Source organism: Mesorhizobium prunaredense (assembly GCF_900156895.1).
Classification (GTDB): domain Bacteria; phylum Pseudomonadota; class Alphaproteobacteria; order Rhizobiales; family Rhizobiaceae; genus Mesorhizobium; species Mesorhizobium prunaredense.
The window spans coordinates 20,840-43,139 of the sequence record NZ_FTPD01000021.1 but is presented as its reverse complement, the minus strand read 5'-3'; the positions used below and the strand labels follow the sequence as shown (position 1 = coordinate 43,139).

The window sequence follows — 22,300 nt, the reverse complement described above, 5'->3', positions numbered from 1 at the left end:
CGTCCCTCTCTATCTGTCCTCTTATCAGTATCTCACACACCCACGTCACCTTCAGTTCCACCCCTGCGAGCAATCTGCGGGGTGCGTCGGGAGGCTTTCTCTTTTGTATCTCACCACCGGATCAACACCCTGTAGGAGCGCCATGAAACCAAAGAAAGACCTCGCCCCACACATGGATGAAACCCCGCTCCTTCCGGGGTCTCTCGGTCTCAATCGAGACTGGACTATCTTGAAGGCCCAACGTCGGGTTGCCGGGGGCGAGCCGATCAACTTCTACAAGGGCCGAGCCAAGAGCGCCCTCTACGCCGACTACGAGGAAACCCGAGACGCCCTCGACCGTACCTACAGGCGGGATGCGCTGGACCACTCAGGAGTGCCCGAGAGTGAACCCGGCGAGTGGATGACCGTGTCTGAATACGCCAAGTCCAAGGACACCGGCCCGAGGAAGGCGCGGGAAGTTATGGAAGGTCTCGGCATTCTACAGCAGGAAATCGAGGTTCGCCTGGTCCCGCTGCTTTCCGACCCCAGGCAGACCAAGCCTAACTACAGGACCACCTCACGTCTCGCTTCATGGGCCGTTGGGGCTGGCTTTGGGAGGCGCATGAAGTCCGGGGCGGGGGTCCCCTACGATGTCCTGTCACCAGATGGGATGGCTTGGCTCAATGCCCGTTGGCTGAAGCCCGTCGAGAAGCCTGAGGTGAAGCGTGGGCGTCCCTCGACCCTTCGGGGTGAGGTTCAACATCTCCTCGCCGAGGGCAAGACCCAGGCCGACATTGCCCGGCTTCTCGGGAAGTCTCGGCAGATCGTGTCGCATCACGTGAAGGTGCTGAAGGCGGCTTGAGCGGGGAGTGTCAAACAATTCCCGGTCTTGGCTATTATTAGACCTTAAAGGTTCCCCTGACGGGTGGTCCAGCAGGATGGCTGCGGTGGACTGGTAATCAGGAGTGGACGAAAGTCCCTCCCTCCCGAGGTTAGCACCTTCAGCAGAGCCTTTGAGCCTCACTCCCCACACCAGCCCCAGCACCACTGTAGTATCGACCAAAGGCACCCCTGAAGGCTGAGTGTTCGGCGTGAGAGACTGACTGTGTCTCTCTTCTGTGGTCTTCGCTCTCACCAATCCCTTCATGGTCGATCTTCGAGGAACATTCATTCTGAAGGAGACCGAAGGGCTCATGAAGTTATGACCCCGATGAAAGGATGACAGACCGTCTCCTCTCTCCGTCTTCACCTCCAAAGCAACCAAAGAACACCCTCAAGGCCACCCACATTCTGTGGCTACGCTTGAGGACCGACTGTTAATACCTACCCAATCGAGAAAGGAAGCAATGGCATACACGACTACACCCAAGAACAGCGAGGCCCAGAGACGGGTTTGGCGAGAACATTCCGCCCAGTGGCAGAGCGAGAACCGGGAACAACACGCCGCGCTCTGTCGGTCATGGTACCAGCGGAACAAGGACAAAGTGGCCGAGGCACGGCGCTTGAAGCGTGAGGCAGCGAAGGCCAAGGCCAATGCCGAGCGTGTCGCAGAAGCACTGGGAGCTGTGGACGTCAGCCAATGAGCCTTCGCCAAATCACCCCCGCGATCCGCGTTATCGAGGCCGACCGGGAATGGATCATCCAGACACCCGAGATGAGAAGAAGCCGCAGGCACGGCGCGCAGCCGACTGGCGAGTGGGTCGACCGCTCCTACATTACCAACCGGTCGATGCTGAACATGGAACTGAAGCGACTGGTCGGCAAAGGCGCAGCCCAGGCGGGCCTTCGGGGGCATGTCGAGCAGGACGTGCTGGACTGGCTTAATGGGCTGCCGGCGCGGCACCCGTCGAGGGGCGAGGTCAAGCCGCTGGTGATCGACATTCTGGAGGCGCAGGGCACCGGGCTACACACCACCGGGGAACTTCGTGACGACATCCCGCTGATCGTGCAGCACGGCCCCCTGAAGTACCGTGACAGGTGGAATGCCCGCTATGACGTTTGACCGCTTGCGGGACGACATCAGGCGGCGCGATTGGGTCAAGACCTACATCGAGAAAGAGCAGGCCCTCACCTTGGTCGAGTGGTTCATGGCCGACGACTGGGAAAGCATCTCGGACCTCGACAAGAAGCTCGCAGGGGTCGGCATAACGTGGACCGATAGCTTCGGCGTGGCTGCCGCGAGGGTCTACGAAATCCACGGCTATCCAGAGTTTGAAGATAGGAACTACTCGGGGCGCTTCTACGAGGTCACCTCGCGACCCCGCAGCAAGGCCATCAGCACGCCCGCAGCAGCAGCACCGGCATACGCGCCCTCGCCGGCACCACAGGACGCCTACGGCTTCACCCGCAGGGCATAAGCCCGGGGGCACCCCACAACATCACTAACAGCGCAGAGCCTCGACCAATGGTGGTCGGGGAGCGCAAGCATTTGAAGGAACACACATGACCACCTACGACGACAACCCGAACAAGTACCAGACCGATCAGACCGCCCTCGGGCAAGCGATGATGAGGGCTCAGGCTGCACAGGCCGAAGCAGACAAGGCCAAGCAGGATGCCCTCGCTGTTGAGGCAACAGAACGCGCCAAGCAGGAAGAGATCGACCGCGCGGTTGAGCTTTCTGTACGAAATAACCCACAGCTTCAGGCCCAGCGCATGGGCATCAACAAGCAGTTGATCACATCGCAGAGCGCCGGTGTGATCCCGCCCATGGCAGAGGTCGAGCGGACCCCGGTTAAGGTCCTCGGCGGGATCGAGGTGAGCTACGGCCAAGCCAAGGACATGGCCGAGGTCGGGCAGATCACGCAGGCCGAGTTCAACAAGGCAGTCGTCGACGGTCTTGCGGCCCGAGGCTACGCGGCACCGAAGTCTTTCAGCTAACCACGGCGGACGTTGAGAAGCCTCTGGCCCCCGTCGAGGGGCTGGAGGTTCCGACCGTGGATGAAGACGACACGAAGGAAGACGACAAGGATGAGACCGAGGACGAGAAAGCCGACAAGCAGTTCAAGCAGATGGTGGCCATGGCCGACCGTTCACTGGATCGCTTTAATTCTGATGCCCCTGCCGAGGTGAGGGACGCGGCGATTGCCGAGTTCATCGAGACCGGCGTGTTGAACCCCGAGACTGCCCAAGTCGACGAGGTCGAGACGGCCATGGTCGAGGCAGCATTTGCGCTTCACGCCGAACGCGAGGTGTTCAAGCCGCTGGGGCTGACTTCAGCGCAATACAGCACGTATGTCGATGAGGCCGACATGCCGGCCCTGAGACGTGCCCTTGTGTCGGGCGACTGGGGCACCCTGCATCGACATGCACAGGCCGTGTCGGCTCACATCGCACAGCACGGCGACGGCAACGCCGACCTGTACTGACCCAGACTTCCCGGGCGGGGCACCTCTAAGCCCCAAGCTCATGGCCCTGCCCGGGCCTTTCATCAAACATCCTCAGAACGCGGTGCGGTAGGACCGCCAGAGCGCGTTCGCTGCCTCGCCGGTACAATCTACCGTCCAGAGGCAAACGCCGCTCCACCAGAAAATTTACAAGGAGACATGAGACAGATCGAGTATGGAGGATCAAACACTGCCGCCACCATCTTTCGGGCGAGGAAAGACGACCACGACACGCAAAGACCTACTTTAGAATGTAAATCCACGAACATACAGCAAATAGATCATCATAATAGCTAATAACAACGAGACAAGCCAAAAGATAATCATCAAGACAAACTTAAGTTTGTTATTTTTTCTGCGCTGTATCCAATGGCCAACCTTTGTCAATATAAAGTCTAATAATACATCCACTATAAAAGTCCTTTCCTATGGTCTTTTCCCTTAAAAGGATACCTTACCTCTCAGGCAACGTCAGGGGAGACCACAACCATCATCCGCCGGCTACCCGCCGTAGGGACCTTGACGGGGTTGTTAGGCGGACGCGGACCGACACCGTGAAGGAAGCCGAGGAGCGGCTTGTGCCAGATTGGTCTAAGTCGTTGGTCTAAGTCGCTGCGATCGATTTTGCTAAGCAATTGAATTTACATGTAAACTTGGCACAAATAGAACAATGGCGGAGAGAGCGGGATTCGAACCCGCGTTACGGTCTCCCGTAAACACACTTTCCAGGCGTGCGCCTTCAACCACTCGGCCACCTCTCCGTCCTGGCATTTTCGCTGCGGCCGGTTTCACCGCGCGGGTTGGGGAGATGCGTCTCCCTTGGGGATTCCGGTCCGGAACTCCGCACCGTGGGCGCCGTCAACCAGCGGACACCCTTTCCCCGCACCTGAGCCGTCAAGCAACAGGCGCGGGGCTCATCTAGTCGATCCGGTGCCGAATGCCAAGACACAACAGCACTCTATTCGCTTTGTCGGATAGGGATGCTCCGTCCATGCCGCCAGCGCTGCCTTGGCAAGCCGATCGCCGCGATCGGCGGCGTCGTCTTGGCCGACCGACGCCTCAGCGGCGAAAACCGGCGGCGTCGGTTCAACTTCGCGTGTCGCGATTGCGGATAAAGCGCTCAGATCCTATCTATCAGGCCGATACAGATATTTCTGAAAAGCTTGCGGGAGGTAGGGTCTGGATGTTCCGCTTCGTCTTCCGTCTTGCCGCAATGGTTGCGCTTTCGGTTTCGGTCATCATGGCGGTGGTCGACGCGACGCGCTCGGTGGCGGCCTCCGCCCCGGTCATGACCCCGCTCAACACCAGCTGGCTCGCCGTCTCGCCGGATACGCGAAGCGCCTTCGAAAGCTTCGTCCGCGACAAGCTTGGTCCGCCGCTGTGGGACGGCGCCATCGCCTGGGTGCTCAACCAGCCCGGTTTCGCCGTGTTCGCGGCGCTTGCCTTCATTCTCTACATGATCGGCTACAGGCGGGAGCGGGCGACCGGGCGGTTCGCCTAGACTTGATGATTTGTTGTCGATGACCTTCTGGCGTCCCAACCAAAAAAGAAAAGGAGACTACACATGTTTCTCAGCGACATGCTGAACAAGAAGCTCAACCTGCCGAAGCCTGCCGAGGCGCTGCCGGGTCGCGCCAATCCTATCCCGACGGCATCCAATCACTTTGTCTCGAAGCGGCCGCTCAAGGGGCCCTATCCAGACGGGCTGGAGAAGGCCATGTTCGGGCTCGGCTGCTTCTGGGGCGCGGAACGCCTGTTCTGGCAGGTCGAGGGCGTATGGGTCACGGCCGTCGGCTATGCCGGTGGCGTCAGCCCCAATCCGACCTACCAGGAAACCTGCACCGGTTTGACCGGTCATGCCGAAGTCGTGCTGGTCGTCTACGACCCGAAGATCGTGTCCTATGCACAGCTTCTGAAGCTGTTTTGGGAGAGCCATGATCCGACGCAAGGCATGCGCCAGGGCAACGACGTCGGCACCACCTACCGCTCGACGATCTACACCTTCGGCGATGCGCAATACCAGGCGGCGATCGCCTCGCGCGACGCCTACGAGGCCTCATTGCGCGGCGCCGGGCGGAGCAAGATCACCACCGAGATCGCGCCGGCGCCGGAATTCTACTTCGCCGAGGAAGACCACCAGCAATATCTGGCGAAGAATCCCTACGGCTATTGCAATCTGCAGGGCACCGGCGTCACCTGCGCCATCCCGGCTGCCGCCTCCGCTTGAGGCCTTGGCGGGACGATGATCCCGGCTTTTCCAACAGGTCAAAATTCCGCGTGAATTTTGCTTCGGGCCGTGCCAGATTGGCCCGAAGCGGGAGGAAGACACTCCTGTCTGATGTCGCATGCCTGCTGGAGAACCGCGCAGGCAGGCGGTGCATAACGGAAAAAATAACCGACAGGGTGTGGATCACATGAAACGTATCGTTCTCGGCCTCCTGGCCGCAACTGCGATGGTTCTTCCGGCCTTCGCCGCGGACATTCAGCCAGCACTTCTCTACGATCTCGGCGGCAAGTTCGACAAGTCGTTCAACGAAGCGTCCTATAATGGCGCCGAAAAGTTCAAGGCCGAAACCGGCATCGCCTATGTGGAATTCGAGGTCTCAAACGCGACCCAGCGCGAGCAGGCACTGCGCCGTTTCGCCGAGGACGGCCGCAATCCGATCGCCATGGCGGGCTTCTCCTGGGCAGATGCGCTGGAGAAGATCGCCGTCGAGTTTCCCGAGACCAAGTTCGCCATCATCGACATGGTCGTCGACAAGCCCAATGTCCGCTCCGTCGTCTACAAGGAGCAGGAAGGCTCCTACCTCGTTGGCGTGATGGCGGCGATGGCTTCGAAGTCGAAGAAGGTCGGCTTCATCGGCGGCATGGACATTCCGCTGATCCGCCGATTCGGCTGCGGTTATGTCGGCGGCGCCAAGGCGGCCGGCGCGACCGATGTCATCCAGAACATGACCGGCGACACGCCGGCAGCCTGGAACGATCCGGCCAAGGGCGGCGAGATCGCCAAGACGCAGATCGACCAGGGCGCCGACGTGATCTACGCAGCGGCAGGCGGCACCGGTGTCGGCGTGTTGCAGGCAGCGGCCGACGGCGGCAAGCTCGGCATCGGCGTCGATTCCAACCAGAACGGCCTGCAGCCCGGCAAGGTGCTGACCTCGATGGTCAAGCGCGTCGACGTTGCCGTCTACAACACCTTCATGGACGCCAAGAACGACAAGTTCACCGGCGGCATCAACGATCTCGGCCTCAAGGAGGGCGGTGTCGACTACGCCATGGACGACAACAACAAGGCGCTTGTCGACGACGCGATGAAGGCGGCGGTCGAAAAGGCCAAGGCCGACATCATCGCCGGTACCATCAAGGTGCACGACTACATGTCGGACAATGCCTGCCCTTATTGATCGCGAGATTGCCGATCTGCTCGAAGCCGCCGGGTGAAAACCCGGCGGCTTTGCTTTCTCAGTAGGCTCACCAATGCGGCGGCTTGGTCACCGGTACGTCGGGTGCAGCCTGCTCCTCCAGCGCCAGGAAGCGGTCGGTCAGCGCATCGAGCTTGCGCTGCATGCGCTCGATCACCTTCCACTGCTCAGCGATCTGGCCGGACAGTTCCTCGATGGTCTGCTCCTGCTCGGCGGTGCGGATTTCCAGCGTCGTCAACCGGTCGTCGGGCATGGTCATTTGAAATCCTCGATCAGGCGATTGTGCAGGCTGCGGCCACGTTCGAAATTGACAAGCGCGCGGTGATTTGTCGAGAGTGAACGCTGCTCCGGCCAATTGGCACAGACGGGGCGTCATGCTAGGCGTTTTGACCAAGCGATAAAAAAATAAAAGTGGGACAGGCTGCATGGCGCAAGCCGCAATCGAGCTGATCGGCATCAACAAGAGTTTTGGCGCCGTGCGCGCCAATCGCGACATCAATCTGGAGATCGTGCGCGGCACCATCCACGGCATTGTCGGCGAGAACGGCGCCGGCAAGTCGACGCTGATGTCAATTCTTTATGGGTTCTATCAGGCCGACAGCGGCGAGATCCGCGTCGGCGGCCAGCCGGCGTCGATCAAATCGCCCAACGACGCCATCGCGCTCGGCATCGGCATGGTGCATCAGCATTTCATGCTGGTCGACAATTTCACGGTGCTGGAAAACGTCATTCTCGGCGCCGAAAGCGATGCGCTGCTGAAGAAGAGCATCGCCAAGGCGCGGTCCGAGTTGGAACGGCTCGAGCGCGAATACGGGCTCGAGGTCGATCCCGATGCGATCATCGAGGAATTGCCGGTCGGCCTGCAGCAGCGTGTCGAAATCCTCAAGGCGCTGTATCGCGGCGCCGAGATCCTGATCCTCGACGAGCCGACGGGCGTGCTGACGCCCGCAGAAGCCGACCATCTGTTCCGCATCCTCAGGCAGTTGAAGGAGCAGGGTAAAACGATAGTGCTGATCACCCACAAGCTGCGTGAGATCATGGCGATCACCGACACGGTCTCGGTCATGCGCCAGGGCACGATGGTGGCGACACGGGAAACCACGAAGACCACGGTCGGGGAGCTGGCCGAGCTGATGGTCGGGCGCCGCGTGTTGCTCAGGGTCGAGAAGGGCGAGGCGGAAGCCGGCGGGGTCAAGCTCGCGGTGAAGAACCTGACGGTGAAGGATTCTCGTGGCGTCACCATGGTCGACGACGTCTCCTTCGACGTGCGCGCCGGCGAGATCGTTGGCATCGCCGGCGTCGCCGGCAACGGGCAATCCGAAATGCTCGAGGCGATTTCCGGCATCAGGCGCGCCGTCTCGGGCTCCGTAATGCTCGACGGCAAGCCGATCGATCTGACCGGGGCCGCCGATCCCGGCGAACTGCGCGACCGCGGCCTCGCCCATGTCCCGGAAGACCGTCATCATGTCGGGCTGGTGCTGGCCTTCGAGGAGAACGAGAATTCGATACTCGGCTATCACGACGATCCGCGATACCTGAAGGGGCCGTTCCTCGACATCGACGCCATCCGCGACGACGCCAGGGACAAGATCACAAAATACGACATCCGCCCGGCGGACTGCCGCCTCAAGACCGCCAATTTCTCCGGCGGCAACCAGCAGAAGATCGTGTTGGCGCGGGAAATGGAACAGGATCCGGGCGTGCTGATCGTCGGCCAGCCGACGCGCGGCGTCGACGTCGGCGCCATCGAATTCATCCACAAGCGGCTCATCGCCATGCGCGACCAGGGCAAGGCGGTGCTGGTGGTGTCGGTCGAGCTCGACGAGATCCGCTCGCTCTCCGACCGCATCCTGGTGATGTTTGCCGGCCGCATCGTCGGCGAGCGCGGCCCGGAGGCGACCGAAGGCGAGCTCGGCCTGCTGATGGCCGGCGTCGAGCACCGGGAGGCGGCTGAATGAGCATGCCTTACGCCAAGCTGCCGGCCTGGGCGGATTACGGGCTGATCCCGGTGATCAATCTCGCCGTTGCCTTCGTCGTCGCCGGCTTCGTCGTGCTGCTGGTTGGCGAAAATCCGTTCCGCGCTGCCGCCGTCCTGGTCGAGGGCGCCTTCGGCCGTGGGCAAGGCATTGCGTTCACGCTTTTCTACGCCACCACCTTCATCTTCAGCGGGCTGTCGGTGGCGGTTGCGGCGCATTGCGGTCTGTTCAACATCGGTGGCGAGGGCCAGGGCTATATCGCCGGTCTCGGCATCGGCATCGTCTGCTTGGCCTTCGACAGCGTGCTGCCTTGGTGGCTCACCTTCCCGCTGGCAATCATCGCCGCCGCGGCGATGGGGGCGCTGTGGGCGCTGATCCCGGCCTATCTGCAGGCCAAGCGCGGTTCGCACATCGTCATCACCACCATCATGTTCAATTTCATCGCTGCCAGCGTCATGGTCTACGCACTGGTCGGATTCTTGAAGCCGCCCGGCTCCATGGCGCCGCAGACGCGTACCTTCCTAGAAGGCGCGCAACTGCCGAAGCTCAACTGGGTCATCGAGTTGTTCGGCGCCAAGATCCGTTCGGCGCCATTCAACATCAGCTTCCTGCTGGCGCTGGCCATGGCCTTTCTGGTCTGGGTGCTGATTTGGCGCACCAGGCTCGGTTACGAGATGCGCACCTACGGCCACAGCTCGAAAGCGGCGCGCTATGCCGGCATTTCGGAAACCCGCATCATCATCATCGCCATGATGATTTCGGGCGCGCTGGCCGGCATGATGGCGCTCAATCCGACGATGGGCGACCAGCACAATGTCGCGCTCGAATTCGTTTCGGGCGCCGGTTTCGTCGGCATCGCAGTAGCGCTGATGGGGCGCCTCCACCCGGTCGGCATCGTGCTCGCCGCAATATTGTTCGGCATGCTCTACCAGGGCGGCGCCGAGCTCGCCTTCGAAATGCCGGCGATCAGCCGCGACATGATCGTCATCATCCAGGGCCTAGTCATCCTGTTCGCCGGCGCGCTCGAGCACATGTTCCGGCCCTATGTCCAGGCGCTGTTCGCCTCGCTCAGCCCGAGATCTGTCGGCATAGAAGCGATCAAGGGGAAGGGTGCCTGAGATGGATCTGTTCAACGCCATCATCCAGGTTCTGGACTCGACGATTCGCCTGTCGGTGCCGTTGCTGCTCGCCTGCCTCGCCGGTCTCTATTCGGAGCGGGCCGGCATTTTCGACATCGGCCTCGAGGGCAAGATGCTGGTCGGCGCCTTCGCCGGCGCCGCCGCAGCCTCCGTCTTCCATTCCGCCTTTATCGGCCTCGGCATGGCCATTCTCATCTCGGTCGCTTTCGCGCTGGTCCACGGCTTTGCCTCGATCACCCATCGCGGCAACCAGATCGTCTCCGGCGTGGCGATCAACTTCATCGCCGCCGGATCGACGATCATGCTCGGCCAGGCCTGGTTCCAGCAAGGTGGTCGTACGCCGGCTCTTGCCTCGGACGAGCGGTTCGGGGCGATCATTTGGCCCGGCGCTGACGAGCTCAGGAGCGTACCGATCCTCGGCCCGATATATTCGGAACTGATCTCCGGCCATTCCGTGCTGGTCTATGTCGCGTTCCTCGCCGTGCCGTTCACCTGGTGGGTGCTGTTCCGTACCCGCTTCGGCTTGCGCATGCGCGCGGTCGGCGAGAACCCGGCCGCGGTCGACACCGCCGGCATCTCGGTCGCTTGGCTGCGCTACCGGGCGCTGATCTGCACTGGGGTGCTCACCGGCATTGCCGGCGCCTATCTGTCGATGGTGCAGAATGGCGGCTTCGTCAAGGACATGACTGCCGGCAAGGGCTACATCGCGCTGGCCGCGCTGATCTTCGCCAAGTGGAAGCCGGTCAACGCCATGTTCGCCTGCCTGTTGTTCGGCTTCCTCGACGCGCTGTCGATCCGCCTGCAGGGCACGCCGCTGCCGCTGATCGGCAAGGTGCCGGTGCAGCTCATGCAGGCGCTGCCCTATATCCTCACCGTCATCCTGCTCGCCGGCTTCATCGGCAAGGCGATCCCGCCGCGCGCCGGCGGCGTGCCCTATGTCAAGGAACGCTAAGCGTGATTTCGAACCGCAGGTCAGCGTCAGCGAAAAGTGGAAGCCGGCTTTCGGACAGGATCATGCTAGGGAAAAACAATGTCGCATGATCTGTTCGAAGCGGCCAAGGCCGCCATGGCCAAGGCCTATGCGCCCTATTCGAAATTCCCGGTCGGGGCGGCACTGCGCACCGAGGACGGCCGCGTCTTTACCGGCGCCAACGTCGAGGTCGCGTCCTATCCGGAAGGCTGGTGCGCCGAAACCACCGCGCTCGGCCACTACATCATGGCCGGCGGCGGCAGGATAACGGAGATCGCGGTGATCGCAGAGCGCACCGCGAAATGCTCACCCTGCGGCGGCTGCCGGCAGCGGCTGGCCGAATTCTGCCGGCCGGAAACCAAGCTCTATCTTTGCGACAATGGCGGCGTGGTCGAGACCCTGACCATGGGCGAGATGCTGCCCTACGGCTTTCAGGGCGACATGTTGAGATGAGGTGCTTGGTCGAAATGAAGAACTGGTTGACATGAAGGAAGCGCTTGATCGTCTCGTCGAAAGGCTGGACGGGCTGGCGCCCGCCACCGCGCTGGTGCTGGGTTCGGGTCTAGGCGGGCTTGTCGACCAGGTCGAGGATCCCGTCCGCATTTCCTATGTCGAATTGCCGGGCTTTCCCAGAAGCGGCGTCACCGGCCATGCCGGCGAGGTGGTGGCGGGACATTTTGCCGGCACGCCTGTGCTGATGCTGTCCGGCCGCGCTCACTACTATGAGCACGGCAACGCGGCGGCGATGCGGCCGGCGCTGGAAGTGCTCGCCGGCCTCGGCATCTCGCAACTGATCCTCACCAATGCCGCCGGCTCGGTCGATCCGGACATGGGGCCGGGTTCGATAATGCTGATCACCGACCACATCAATTTCTCGGGCTCCAACCCGCTGATCGGCGAGCCGAGCGACCGGCGCTTCGTCGGCCTGACCGGGGCCTATGATGCCGGCCTTCGCGCGGCGATCGAGACGGCGGCGAAGGCGACGGCGACCACGCTGCACAAGGGCGTCTATATGTGGTTTTCGGGGCCGTGCTTCGAGACGCCCGCCGAGATCCGCATGGCGCGCGTCATGGGCGCCAATGCCGTCGGCATGTCGACCGTGCCGGAGGTCATTCTCGCCCGCTTCCTCGGCCTGCGCGTCGCCGCCTGTTCGGTCATCACCAATCTCGCCGCAGGGATGACAGGGGCGGAGCTTTCGCACCAGGAGACCAAGGACATGGCGCCGATCGGCGGCGCGCGGCTGGCGACGATCCTCCAGCGTGTGTTCCAGGATGGGTTGCCGGAGCGTAAGGTCCCGGCCTGATGCTTCCCCAGGAAATCATCCGCAGCAAGCGCGACGGCCACAGACTGTCGACGCAGGAGATCGCCAGCTTCATCGAAGGCGTCACTGCCGGCACCGTCTCGGACGGGCAGGTCGGAGCGTTCGCCATGGCGGTGTTCTTCAACGGCATGAGCCGCGAAGAGGCGGTTGCGCTGACGCTGGCGATGCGCGATTCCGGCGACGTGCTCGATTGGTCGGACCTGCCGGGCCCGGTCACCGACAAGCATTCGACAGGCGGCGTCGGCGACAATGTCTCGCTGTTGGTTGCGCCGATCGTCGCCGCCTGTGGCGCTTATGTGCCGATGATTTCCGGCCGCGGCCTTGGCCATACCGGCGGCACGCTCGACAAGATGGATGCCATATCAGGCTATATCAGCCAGCCGGACGTGGCGGGCTTCCGCAAGGCGGTGCTCGAAGCCGGCTGCGCCATCATCGGCCAGACCGCCGATCTCGCGCCCGCCGACCGCCGGCTCTATGCGATCCGCGACGTGACGGGAACCGTCGAATCGGTGCCGCTGATCACCGCCTCGATCCTCTCGAAGAAGCTGGCCGCCGGCCTGCAGTCGCTGGTGCTCGACGTAAAGGTCGGCAACGGCGCCTTCATGGAAAAGTCGCGCGACGCTACGACACTGGCGAACAGCCTGGTCGAAGTCGCCAATGGCGCCGGCCTAAAGACCTCAGCACTGGTCACCGGCATGAACGAGCCGCTGGCCTCGGCAGCCGGCAACGCGGTCGAGGTGCGCAATGCCGTCGATTTTCTCACCGGCCGCTTCCGCGACCGGCGGCTGGAGGATGTGACGCTGGCACTGGCCGCAGACATGCTTCAGTCGGCCGGGCTGGTGTCGTCCAATCAGGACGGCATGCGGCGCGCCGCCGAGACGCTTGCCGGCGGTCGCGCCGCCGCCGTCTTCGCGCGCATGGTGGCGGCGCTCGGCGGTCCGGCCGACTTCGTCGAGAACCCGGAAAAACACCTGCCTAAGGCAGCGATGGAGTTTGCGGTCAAGGCCGCCGAAAACGGCTTCGTCACCGGCATCGCCACCCGCGACATCGGGCTTGCCGTCGTCGGGCTTGGCGGCGGGCGCATACGGCCGGACGACAGGATCGACCATGCGGTCGGCATCACCCGGCTGCTGCCGGTCGGCGCGGAGGTGCGAGCCGGCGAGGCGCTGGCGCTGGTCCATGCCCGCAATGCCGGGGATGCCGAGGCGGCCGCCGCCGCCGTGCTTTCGGCCTATACGATCGGCGCTTCGAAGCCGCCCGCGGAAAAAACCGTGATCCGGCGGATCCTGCCGCGCGGTTGATCCTTTTATTGGACCATGATCTTTCCGAAAACCGGTTTCCACTTTTCGGGATCATGGTTCACTGGACGAGCAGCAGCGCGCCGTTCTCGACCTGGTATTTTTCCAGCCTCTGGAGAAAGCTCAGGCCGATCAAATTGGTGCGCAGCGCCTTGTCGTCGAGCACGACCGCCTGGACGCCGTCGACCGTGATCTTGCCGATCTGCAGCCGATCGACGGTCACCAGGGCAGCCTTGATCGCGCCGTTGGCGGTGTTGACCTGATGCTTGAAATCCGACGCGTTCAGCGAAACTCCGATCCTGCGCGCCGTCGAACTGTTGATGGCGACCAGCGTTGCGCCGGTGTCGATCATGCCGTCGACCTGACGGCCGTTGAGCTTGAACGCCGACGTGAAATGCCCACGCGCGTCCGCCGCGATCACGACCTTGCGGCCGAGCGGCTGCGCCGGTCTGTCAGGAACCGCAGCCAGGTTCAGGTCCGTTTCGACCGCCGGCCTGGCCCCGACCGCCGATTTCAGCAGGCCTTCGAACATCTGCGGATTCGACTGGTAGAGCATCGGGAACGACGCCGATGCTGCGGCGAGCACGCCAAGGATGAGAAGATTGCGCAGCATGGACCAGGCCTTCGTGAAGGCCCATGCTTATCGCGGCATGGTGTTTGCCGCTTTAACAGATGCGGAAAGCGGTCGTTTGCGTAAACGATCGGTAAACGAGCGGCACGGTCATTTGGTCCCGTACATGCGGTCGCCAGCATCGCCGAGGCCGGGCATGATGTAGCCCTTCTCGTTGAGCTGGCGGTCGATGGAAGCGGTGAAGACCGGGACATCGGGATGCGCCTTGATGAAGCGCTCGAGGCCTTCTGGCGCCGCCAGCAGGCAGAGGAAGCGGATGTTGGTGGCGCCGCGCCCTTTCAGCTTGTCGATCGCCGCGATCGCCGAATTGGCGGTCGCCAGCATCGGATCGACGACGATCACCAGCCGGTCGGCGAGATCGCTCGGCGCCTTGAAGAAATATTCGACCGCTTCCAGCGTTTCGTGGTCGCGGTAGAGACCGATATGGGCGACGCGCGCCGCCGGCACCAGATCGAGCAGGCCCTCGAGCAGGCCGTTGCCGGCGCGCAGTACTGAGGCGAAAACCAGCTTCTTGCCCTCCAGCGTCGGCGCCTCCATCGTCTCGATCGGCGTTTCGATCGTCGTCGTCGTCAGTTCGAGGTTGCGAGTGACCTCGTAGCCGAGCAGCAGCGATATCTCGCGCAACAGCCGCCGGAAGCCGGCCGTCGAGGTTTCCTTCTTGCGCATGATGGTCAGCTTGTGCTGGACAAGCGGGTGGTCGACGACGGTGACGCCCTGCATGGTGGTCTCCTAGCTGCGCAGTTGGTGAATGGTGAATAGTGAATAGGGAATAGCGAATAGTGGATAGGTTTGCGAGTTCCTGATTCAGCGGAAAACTCGCGGTTGACGGACCGCAGCGCCGGGTGAACCATTCACCATTCACCATTCACCATTCACCATTCACCATTCACCATTCACCTGCCCTTGACGTCGAGCCGGCCCAGCAGCATTGCCTTGGTCTTCCTGTCGACGAAGGCGGCGTCGATGGCGGTTCTGGTGAGGGCGGCGAGCGCCTTGTCGTTCATCGAAAAATGCTCGGCGGCAATGTCGTATTCGCGCTTCAGCGACGTCCGGAAATAGGGCGGATCGTCGGAGTTAAGCGTCACCTTGCAGCCTGCCGCCAACAGGGCCGGAAAAGGATGATCGGCGAAACTGTCGAAGACCTTCAGCGCGATGTTGGAACTCGGACAGCATTCGAGCACGACGCCTTCGTCGGCGATGCGACCGACAAGTTCGGGGTTTTCGATGGCGCGCACGCCATGGCCGATGCGGGCGGGGCGGATGTGATCGAGTGCGGCCTTGACGCTCTCCCAGCCCATCAGTTCGCCGGCATGGACAGTAATGCCAAGGCCGGCCTCGCGCGCGATTTCGAAGGCCCTGACATAGTCCTCCAGATCGCCCATCCGCTCGTCGCCGGCGACGCCGAAGCCGGTGACCAGCGGATGCCCGCAGCGGGCGGCGAAGCGCGCCGCCTGCTCGATCGATTCGACGCCGGCATTGCGCACGCCGGTGACGATCATGCGGCCCTCGATGCCGGTCTTGGCCTTGGCGCGCGCCATGCCTTCGCCGAGCGCGTCCGTATAGGCCCTGGGCGACAGGCCGGCCTTCCCGGCGTGGTCCGGCGAGGTGAAGATCTCGGAATAGATGGCGCCGTCGCGGGCGAGGCTGGTCAGATAATGATCGGCCAGCCGCGCATAGTCCTCTTCGGTGCGGAACAGGTCGGAGGAAAAGTCATAGGCGGCGAGGAAGGAGGTGAAATCGTGCCAGACGAAAGAGCCGTCCTGAATGTAGGGCGAGGTGTCCTTGCCGTATTTCTGCGCCTGGCGGATGACGAGTTCGGGCGCCGCTGCCCCTTCGATATGGCAGTGCAGTTCCGCTTTCAAAGGCATGCAATCATCCCGTCAGGTCAGTCCAGGACGTGGAGCCATAAGCATGATTCCGCGACCGGGAAGCGCGGCCGAACACCGCGCCTTAAACAATAGCGTCGGCACCATCGATCGGCTATGGTCCCGCCGGTTTTATGGCGGATCAAAAATAATGTCGGTTGAGAGAACCACGGCCGTTGGCGGCATGGAAACCTCCTATGGTTTCAAGCGCGTAGGGGCAGGCGAGAAGCAGTCCCTGGTCAATGACGTTTTCCACAAGGTGGCGAACCGCTACGATCTGATGAACGACCTGATGTCGGGCGGCCTGCATCGGCTGTGGAAGGACGCCATGGTCACATGGCTCAATCCACCGAAACGAGCGGGCTGGAGCGTTCTCGACGTTGCCGGCGGCACTGGCGACATCGCCTTCCGCATCGTCGAGGCGAGCGGCAGGAACGCCCATGCCACGGTTCTCGACATCAACGGCTCGATGCTCGCCGTCGGCCGCGACCGGGCCGAGAAAAAGGGCCTGACGGATAACACGGATTTCGTCGAGGCCAATGCCGAGGAGCTGCCTTTCGCTGAGGCCAGTTTCGACGCCTACACGATCGCGTTCGGCATTCGCAACGTGCCGCGCATCGATGTGGCGCTTGCCGAAGCCTATCGCGTGCTGAAGCCCGGCGGGCGCTTTCTCTGCCTCGAATTTTCCGAGGTCGACATGCCGCTGCTCGACAGGGTCTACGAGGCGTGGTCGTTCAACGCCATCCCCAGGATCGGCAAGGCGGTGACCGGCGAAAACGAACCCTATTCCTATCTGGTCGAATCGATCCGCAAATTTCCCAATCAGCAGAATTTTGCCGCGATGATTTCCCGCGCCGGTTTCGACCGCGTGTCTTTTCGCAATTATGCCGGCGGCATAGCTGCGCTTCATTCGGGCTGGAAGCTTTGAGGCTGGCCCGTATTTTTTATACGCGACCTGCCGTTCGCCGGTCTAGAAAACCGGCAGGACAAACGCAGTCATGAGCAGCGTCGGCGCTGGTTTCAGGCTCGTGCGGGCCGGCTGGGTGCTGGTCCGCGAAGGCGTCGTGGCGGCGTTGCCGGGCGATGAGCTCTTCGGCCTGCCGAAATTCGGCTGGCGGGTGGCACGGCTGTTCACCCGCCGCCGCGCGCTTGCCTATGAGCGTGGCGATCGGCTGGCCAAGGCGGTCGTCCGGCTCGGGCCCTCCTATGTCAAGCTCGGCCAGTTCCTGGCGACACGGCCCGATGTCGTCGGCAACGACATAGCGCTCGATCTCGCCATGCTGCAGGACAAGATGCAGACATTTCCGCAGGCCGAGGCCATTGCGGCGATAGAGGCCTCGCTCGGGCGCAAGGTCGGCGAGCTCTATGCCAGTTTCGGCGAGGCGGTCGCCGCGGCCTCGATCGCACAGGTCCATACCGCCGAAACTTTGCAGAACGGCGTCGGTTCGCGGGTGGCGGTGAAGGTCATCCGGCCGGGCGTGCGGCGCCGTTTTTTTCGCGATCTCGAAAGCTATTTCCTCGCCGCCCGTCTCCAGGAAAAATACATCCCGTCGTCGCGCCGGCTGCGGCCGGTCGAGGTGACCCAGACGCTGGCGCAGACCACCAAGATCGAGATGGATCTGAGGCTAGAGGCGGCAGCGCTTTCGGAGCTCGGCGAAAACACCAGGGACGATCCCGGCTTTCGCGTGCCGACGGTCGACTGGGAACGCACCGGCCGCGACGTGCTGACCATGGAATGGGTCGATGGCATCAAGTTGAACGACATTGCCGGCCTGACTGCCGCCGGCCACGATCTGAAGGCGATCGCCGCCAATCTGGTCCAGTCGTTCCTGCGCCAAACGCTGCGCGACGGTTTCTTCCACGCCGACATGCATCCGGGAAACCTGTTCGTCGAGCCCGATGGCACCATCGTCGCTGTCGATCTCGGCATTGCCGGCCGGCTCGGCAAGAAGGAGCGCCGGTTCCTCGCCGAAATTCTCTACGGCTTCATCACCCGTGACTATCTGCGCGTCGCCGAAGTGCATTTCGAGGCCGGCTACGTGCCGCGCCAGCATAACGTCGCGGCATTCGCCCAGGCGATCCGCGCCATCGGCGAGCCGATCCACGGCCAGCCGGCCGAGACCATCTCGATGGCCAAGCTCTTGGCGCTTCTGTTCGAGGTCACCGACCTCTTCGACATGGCGACGCGGTCCGAACTGGTGCTGCTGCAAAAGACCATGGTGGTGGTCGAGGGCGTTGCCCGCACCCTCGACCCGGCCTTCAACATGTGGAAGACGTCAGAACCGGTGGTCGGCGGCTGGATATCAGGTAATCTCGGCCCGCGTGCCCTGCTGGCCGACGCACGCGACGGCGCCAGCGCGTTGCTGGCGCTGGCCCGCCAGGCGCCGGACCTCGCCGCCCGCACCGAGCGGCTGTCGCGCGAGATCGATTTGATGGCCGAACACGGGCTGCGTTTCGATGAAAGAACCGCGCACGCCATCGGCAAGGCCGAGGCGCGCTATAGCAGATCCGGCCGGCTGGCGCTGTGGGTGATCGCGCTGACGCTGGTCGTTATCGCCTCGAAGCTGCTCTGACTGCAAGCAATGACAGCAGTGCTGTCATTGCAGTCATGCTTCGGTGTCGCTATATTAGGTAGCGGGAGTGCGACCATGGCCCGGATTACAGTCCGCAATGTGGATGAGAGTGTCATGCGGCGACTGCGTGAGCGTGGCGCCGCGCGTGGCGTTTCCATGGAGCAGGAGGCGCGGGACGTGCTCGCCGCATCCGTAGGGCTTCCGACCACCAAAGGTTTCGACTCGTCGGGCATTGCAGCCGAGGACGAAGCCAAGTTCAGACCGATGACACGGGGGCAAGGGTAGTTATGGGCACCCTGACCATTCGCAATCTCGACGACGATCTGAAGCAAAAGCTGCGCGAGCGGGCTGCCAGACATGGCGTGTCAATGGAGCAGGAGGCAAGAAATCTCTTGCTGAAGGATGTGGCAGCCACCAAAGAACGTGACGGGGATTTCGTTACGGCGGAGGAAATCCTCGAATTCGGCCGACGACTGCAACAAGCGGACTTCGATCAGAAGAAATTCACTGATGACCTCTGGTCCTTCATCGAGGAGGAATGACCGTGGTGGTCGACACATCAGCGATCGTGGCCATCCTGAAGCAGGAGCCCGATGCTCTGGCGATCGCCCAGCGCCTCGCCGGAAATCAGCGGATACTGATGAGTGCCGCAACTCTGATGGAATGCGGCACAGTAATTGTCCGCCGCTATGGCGCGGCTGGCACGGCCGAGTTGACGGGCCTTCTTGCTAGACTCAAAGTCACGATCGTCGCGCTCTCTGCCGAACATGCGCAAGCCGGAATTGAAGCCTATGCACTGTATGGCCGAGGTACTGGCCATCGCGCCAATCTCAACATGGGCGACTGCTTCGCCTACGCCTTGGCCAAGACACGAAACCTGCCGCTGCTTTTCAAGGGCGACGATTTCATCCATACCGACATCGAACCGGCGCTGAAGCCGGCATGACATCGGACAAGAACTGGGCATGACCCTCTCCGGCAAGCGCATCCTGCTGATCATCGGCGGCGGTATCGCCGCCTATAAGGCGCTCGACCTGATCCGCCGGCTGCGCGAGCGCGGCGTTGTGGTGCGCGTGGTGATGACCGCCGCGGCGCAGGAGTTCGTCACCACGCTGTCGGCTGGAGCGCTGTCCGCCGACCACGTCTTCACCGATTTGTTCGACCGTAATGACGAGCACGATGTCGGCCACATCCGCCTGTCGCGCGAGGCCGGCCTTGTCGTCGTGGCGCCGGCCACCGCCGACCTGATGGCGAAGCTTGCCAACGGCCATGCCAATGACCTTGCCTCAACCGTGCTCTTAGCCACCGACAAGCAGGTTTTGATGGCGCCCGCCATGAACCCGAAAATGTGGTCGCATCCGGCCACCCGGCGCAACCGCGCGACGTTGCAGAAGGATGGCGTTGCATTCGTCGGCCCGGCAAAGGGTGAGATGGCCGAGAGCAACGAGGCGGGCGAAGGCCGCATGGCCGAGCCGCTGGAGATCGTTGCCGCGATCGAGGCGCTGCTCGCCATCAGTCCGAAGCCGCTGGCAGGCAGAAAGATCATCGTCACCTCAGGGCCGACGCATGAGCCGATCGACCCGGTGCGCTACATCGCCAACCGTTCGTCCGGCAAGCAGGGCCATGCCATTGCGGCGGCACTGGCAAGGCTGGGCGCCGATGTGCGCCTCGTCTCCGGTCCGGTCGGCATTGCCGATCCCGCTGATGTCACCACGCAGCATGTCGAAACCGCCAACGAGATGAAGGACGCGGTCGAACAGCTTTTGCCGGCGGATGCGGCAGTGTTCGTCGCGGCAGTTGCCGACTGGCGCAGCGAGACCTCGGCCGGCGAGAAGATCAAGAAGGTGGCGGGCGAGGGGCCGCCGGCGCTGCAGATGATCGAAAATCCTGATATTCTTGCCGGTGTCGGCCATCACAGGAAGCGGCCCAGCCTGGTCGTCGGCTTCGCCGCCGAAACGCAGGATCTGGTCAGCAACGCCGAGGCCAAGCTTGCGAAGAAGGGCGCCGATTTCATCGTCGCCAACGACGTGTCCCACGAAGGCGGGGTGATGGGCGGCGACCGCAACAAGGTGCGGATCGTCTCGAAGGCCGGTGTCGACGAATGGCCCGAGATGAGCAAGGACGAGGTGGCGACGCGGCTCGCAGCACTGATCGCCGAGCGGCTGAAGACGGTTGTCGTCTAGTCGATCTCCCCCACGAGGGGGGAGATCGGCAGCTTTGCCGGCCCCGAGATCCTCAGGGCTGCAAGGCATCCGAGAATCCCGAGCGGCACGAAGGCGAGAAACAGCCAGGTGGCGACATTCGCCGCCGCCTCACGGTTGAGGCCTTCGGAAAAACCGCTGGCATTGGCGACGATGCCGGTCAACGCGGCACCGACCGCATAGCCGATGCGCTGCATCGTCGGTACAGCGGCGGACGCGATCGTCTGCTCACCGTCCCTGGCCGATGCGACGATCACGCGTGTAACGAAGGGCCAGGCAATGCCGAAGCCGCCGCCCTGCAGCAAAGCGCAAAACAGGATCAGCGGAATCGAACCTGCCGGCACGGCGTAGGCGAAACCGGCGATGCCGGTCGCGATCATCAGCGCGCCGCCGGTGATGATCAGCCTCTCGCGTTCCGGCGGCGCATTGGCGACGAGGATCGACAGGATCGACCAGGCGATCGATTCGGCGGCGATGATATAGCCGGTGGTCAGGATCGGAATGCCGTGCAGGCTGGTCAGAAGCAGCGGCCCGTAGACGGCGAAGGAACAGGTCGCCACCGAAAAGGCGGCGACCATGGTCATGCCAGCACCGACCGGCGAGCGCCATGAGAACAGCCGCGACGGGAACAGCCGCGAGCCCGGCTGCAGCGCGTCGATGCGGATGAACAGCGCAAGCCCGACCAGGCCGAGGATGAGCAGCAGGGAGGAGCGCAGCAGGGCAATGTCGACACCGGCCGTGGCGATCAGCACGACGCTCACGGCAAGGCAGCCGAGCGCGGCAAAGGGGAAGGGCGGCGCCGTTCCAGTGATCGCCTGCGGCCGGGTTGCCTCGGGCGTGTCGAGCACGATGAAGCTCGCCAACGCCATGGCCGTGCCACCAAGCGTGAAGACGCCGAAAGCCCAGCGCCAGGAGAGCAACTCGGTCATCAACGCACCGAGCACCGGCCCGCTGAAGGCGGCGACGCCCCAGATCGCCGACATGACGCCGAAAAGCTGCGGCCAGATGGCGCGTGGAAACAGCCGTTCGACCGAGACGAAGGCCAGCGACACCAGCGCGCCGCCGCCAAGCCCCTCGATCAGGCGCCCGGCCAGGAACAGCGGCATGGACGGCGCGATGGCGCAAACCAGGGCGCCGGCGGCATAGAGCAGGGCGGCGACCACCATGTTGCTGCGTAGCGCGACATAGCTCACCAGCCGTCCGGCGGCGGCGCCGGCGACGATGGCGCCGAGCTCGTAGATCGCCAGCGACCAGCCGACCAGCTGAACGCCGGCGAGTTCGCCGACCATCGCCGGCATCACCGTCGCCACCATGGTTTCGTTGGTGGCGTGCAGCAGGATGCCGAGGCTGATGAAGCAGAAGCGCGCCAGATCGCCGCTCGCCCACAGCGCCCGCCAGTCGACCCTGTTTGTGCTGGTTTCTGACACCCGCCCTCCCGAACTTTCTTATACGCCGATTCAAAATGGTGGAGCGCTCTTCGTCTCCAATGGGTACGCGGCGCTTCGGGGACGGTTGTAAAACCTCAACCGCAGTTGAGCT

At 63.0% G+C, this 22,300-nt stretch carries 25 protein-coding genes and 1 tRNA gene; 20 read left to right on the top strand and 6 right to left on the bottom strand.

Translation table 11 applies throughout. The features are described 5' to 3' along the window. The first annotated feature begins 229 nt into the window (after positions 1-229). The 5 genes from BQ8794_RS16540 to BQ8794_RS16515 all read left to right on the top strand — a co-directional run bounded on the left by BQ8794_RS16540 (position 230) and on the right by BQ8794_RS16515 (position 3,347). Positions 230-841: a helix-turn-helix domain-containing protein gene (locus tag BQ8794_RS16540; protein ID WP_167378765.1), complete on the top strand. Its 612-nt coding sequence runs from the start codon at positions 230-232 to the stop codon at positions 839-841. Positions 842-1,558: 717 nt separating this feature from the next. Continuing rightward, on the top strand, positions 1,559-1,981 hold the full coding sequence (locus tag BQ8794_RS16530; protein WP_077379398.1) for a hypothetical protein: 423 nt from the start codon (positions 1,559-1,561) through the stop codon (positions 1,979-1,981). Next, positions 1,971-2,336, top strand: coding sequence for a hypothetical protein (locus BQ8794_RS16525; RefSeq protein ID WP_077379396.1), 366 nt, complete (start codon positions 1,971-1,973; stop codon positions 2,334-2,336). Before BQ8794_RS16530 ends, BQ8794_RS16525 begins: the two co-directional genes overlap by 11 nt. Before the next feature lie 85 nt (positions 2,337-2,421). Beyond that, positions 2,422-2,859: a hypothetical protein gene (locus BQ8794_RS16520; protein ID WP_077379394.1), complete on the top strand. Its 438-nt coding sequence runs from the start codon at positions 2,422-2,424 to the stop codon at positions 2,857-2,859. A gap of 56 nt (positions 2,860-2,915) precedes the next feature. Further along, entirely contained in the window at positions 2,916-3,347 is a 432-nt protein-coding gene (locus tag BQ8794_RS16515) for a hypothetical protein (protein ID WP_077379392.1), read from the top strand. 689 nt (positions 3,348-4,036) lie between these two features. Here BQ8794_RS16515 and BQ8794_RS16510 read toward each other — a convergent pair. Next, positions 4,037-4,126: transfer RNA gene (locus BQ8794_RS16510), tRNA-Ser, on the bottom strand. Positions 4,127-4,548: 422 nt separating this feature from the next. Between BQ8794_RS16510 and BQ8794_RS16505 the strand changes: the two genes are divergently transcribed. The 3 genes from BQ8794_RS16505 to BQ8794_RS16495 all read left to right on the top strand — a co-directional run bounded on the left by BQ8794_RS16505 (position 4,549) and on the right by BQ8794_RS16495 (position 6,769). Beyond that, positions 4,549-4,866 (top strand): hypothetical protein, encoded by a 318-nt coding sequence (locus tag BQ8794_RS16505; protein ID WP_077379390.1) that lies wholly within the window; start codon positions 4,549-4,551, stop codon positions 4,864-4,866. A gap of 63 nt (positions 4,867-4,929) precedes the next feature. Continuing rightward, on the top strand, positions 4,930-5,592 hold the full coding sequence (msrA, locus tag BQ8794_RS16500; RefSeq protein WP_077379389.1) for a peptide-methionine (S)-S-oxide reductase MsrA: 663 nt from the start codon (positions 4,930-4,932) through the stop codon (positions 5,590-5,592). Positions 5,593-5,779: 187 nt separating this feature from the next. Next, entirely contained in the window at positions 5,780-6,769 is a 990-nt protein-coding gene (locus BQ8794_RS16495) for a BMP family lipoprotein (RefSeq protein WP_077379387.1), read from the top strand. A 67-nt stretch (positions 6,770-6,836) separates the two neighbouring features. On the opposite strand, the gene BQ8794_RS16490 is transcribed toward BQ8794_RS16495, so the two are convergent. Beyond that, positions 6,837-7,046 carry a SlyX family protein gene (locus tag BQ8794_RS16490; RefSeq protein WP_077379385.1) on the bottom strand — a complete coding sequence of 70 codons (210 nt, stop codon included), beginning with the start codon at positions 7,044-7,046 and terminating at the stop codon, positions 6,837-6,839. Positions 7,047-7,212: 166 nt separating this feature from the next. Here BQ8794_RS16490 and BQ8794_RS16485 point away from each other — a divergent pair, with 166 nt between their 5' ends. From BQ8794_RS16485 to deoA, 6 genes are all read left to right on the top strand, one after another. Next, positions 7,213-8,745, top strand: coding sequence for an ABC transporter ATP-binding protein (locus tag BQ8794_RS16485; RefSeq protein WP_077379383.1), 1,533 nt, complete (start codon positions 7,213-7,215; stop codon positions 8,743-8,745). Then, on the top strand, positions 8,742-9,881 hold the full coding sequence (locus tag BQ8794_RS16480) for an ABC transporter permease (RefSeq protein ID WP_077379381.1): 1,140 nt from the start codon (positions 8,742-8,744) through the stop codon (positions 9,879-9,881). The genes BQ8794_RS16485 and BQ8794_RS16480 overlap by 4 nt, the downstream gene beginning before the upstream one ends. A 1-nt stretch (position 9,882) precedes the next feature. Further along, positions 9,883-10,854: an ABC transporter permease gene (locus tag BQ8794_RS16475; protein WP_077379379.1), complete on the top strand. Its 972-nt coding sequence runs from the start codon at positions 9,883-9,885 to the stop codon at positions 10,852-10,854. Between the two features lie 78 nt (positions 10,855-10,932). Continuing rightward, complete coding sequence (gene cdd, locus BQ8794_RS16470) at positions 10,933-11,325, top strand: cytidine deaminase (protein WP_077379377.1); 393 nt, start codon at positions 10,933-10,935, stop codon at positions 11,323-11,325. A gap of 31 nt (positions 11,326-11,356) precedes the next feature. Then, complete coding sequence (locus tag BQ8794_RS16465; protein WP_077379517.1) at positions 11,357-12,175, top strand: purine-nucleoside phosphorylase; 819 nt, start codon at positions 11,357-11,359, stop codon at positions 12,173-12,175. Continuing rightward, the gene (gene deoA / locus BQ8794_RS16460) at positions 12,175-13,494 is read left to right on the top strand and encodes a thymidine phosphorylase (RefSeq protein WP_077379375.1); all 1,320 of its coding nucleotides are present in this window, start codon (positions 12,175-12,177) and stop codon (positions 13,492-13,494) included. The genes BQ8794_RS16465 and deoA overlap by 1 nt, the downstream gene beginning before the upstream one ends. 58 nt (positions 13,495-13,552) lie before the next feature. Here deoA and BQ8794_RS16455 read toward each other — a convergent pair whose 3' ends face one another. The 3 genes from BQ8794_RS16455 to BQ8794_RS16445 form a co-directional block, all read right to left on the bottom strand. After that, positions 13,553-14,104, bottom strand: a complete 552-nt coding sequence (locus BQ8794_RS16455) for a TIGR02281 family clan AA aspartic protease (protein ID WP_077379373.1) — start codon at positions 14,102-14,104, stop codon at positions 13,553-13,555. Positions 14,105-14,212: 108 nt separating this feature from the next. Continuing rightward, positions 14,213-14,842, bottom strand: a complete 630-nt coding sequence (gene upp, locus BQ8794_RS16450; protein WP_029348092.1) for a uracil phosphoribosyltransferase — start codon at positions 14,840-14,842, stop codon at positions 14,213-14,215. 173 nt (positions 14,843-15,015) lie between these two features. After that, entirely contained in the window at positions 15,016-15,990 is a 975-nt protein-coding gene (locus BQ8794_RS16445) for an adenosine deaminase (RefSeq protein WP_077379371.1), read from the bottom strand. Positions 15,991-16,138: 148 nt separating this feature from the next. Between BQ8794_RS16445 and ubiE the strand changes: the two genes are divergently transcribed. From ubiE to coaBC, 6 genes are all read left to right on the top strand, one after another. Next, positions 16,139-16,915, top strand: a complete 777-nt coding sequence (gene ubiE / locus BQ8794_RS16440) for a bifunctional demethylmenaquinone methyltransferase/2-methoxy-6-polyprenyl-1,4-benzoquinol methylase UbiE (protein WP_077379369.1) — start codon at positions 16,139-16,141, stop codon at positions 16,913-16,915. A gap of 70 nt (positions 16,916-16,985) precedes the next feature. Then, positions 16,986-18,560: a 2-polyprenylphenol 6-hydroxylase gene (gene ubiB / locus BQ8794_RS16435; protein WP_077379367.1), complete on the top strand. Its 1,575-nt coding sequence runs from the start codon at positions 16,986-16,988 to the stop codon at positions 18,558-18,560. A gap of 75 nt (positions 18,561-18,635) precedes the next feature. Continuing rightward, positions 18,636-18,845: a FitA-like ribbon-helix-helix domain-containing protein gene (locus BQ8794_RS16430; RefSeq protein WP_077379365.1), complete on the top strand. Its 210-nt coding sequence runs from the start codon at positions 18,636-18,638 to the stop codon at positions 18,843-18,845. Positions 18,846-18,847: 2 nt separating this feature from the next. Then, positions 18,848-19,102, top strand: a complete 255-nt coding sequence (locus BQ8794_RS16425; RefSeq protein WP_077379363.1) for a FitA-like ribbon-helix-helix domain-containing protein — start codon at positions 18,848-18,850, stop codon at positions 19,100-19,102. Next, a complete protein-coding gene (locus tag BQ8794_RS16420; protein WP_342188141.1) occupies positions 19,099-19,506 on the top strand; it encodes a type II toxin-antitoxin system VapC family toxin in 408 nt (135 codons plus the stop codon). Before BQ8794_RS16425 ends, BQ8794_RS16420 begins: the two co-directional genes overlap by 4 nt. Positions 19,507-19,525: 19 nt before the next feature. Then, on the top strand, positions 19,526-20,743 hold the full coding sequence (gene coaBC / locus BQ8794_RS16415) for a bifunctional phosphopantothenoylcysteine decarboxylase/phosphopantothenate--cysteine ligase CoaBC (RefSeq protein WP_077379360.1): 1,218 nt from the start codon (positions 19,526-19,528) through the stop codon (positions 20,741-20,743). Here coaBC and BQ8794_RS16410 read toward each other — a convergent pair. After that, positions 20,740-22,188, bottom strand: a complete 1,449-nt coding sequence (locus BQ8794_RS16410; protein WP_077379358.1) for an MFS transporter — start codon at positions 22,186-22,188, stop codon at positions 20,740-20,742. The genes coaBC and BQ8794_RS16410 overlap by 4 nt on opposite strands. Positions 22,189-22,300 lie beyond the last annotated feature (112 nt).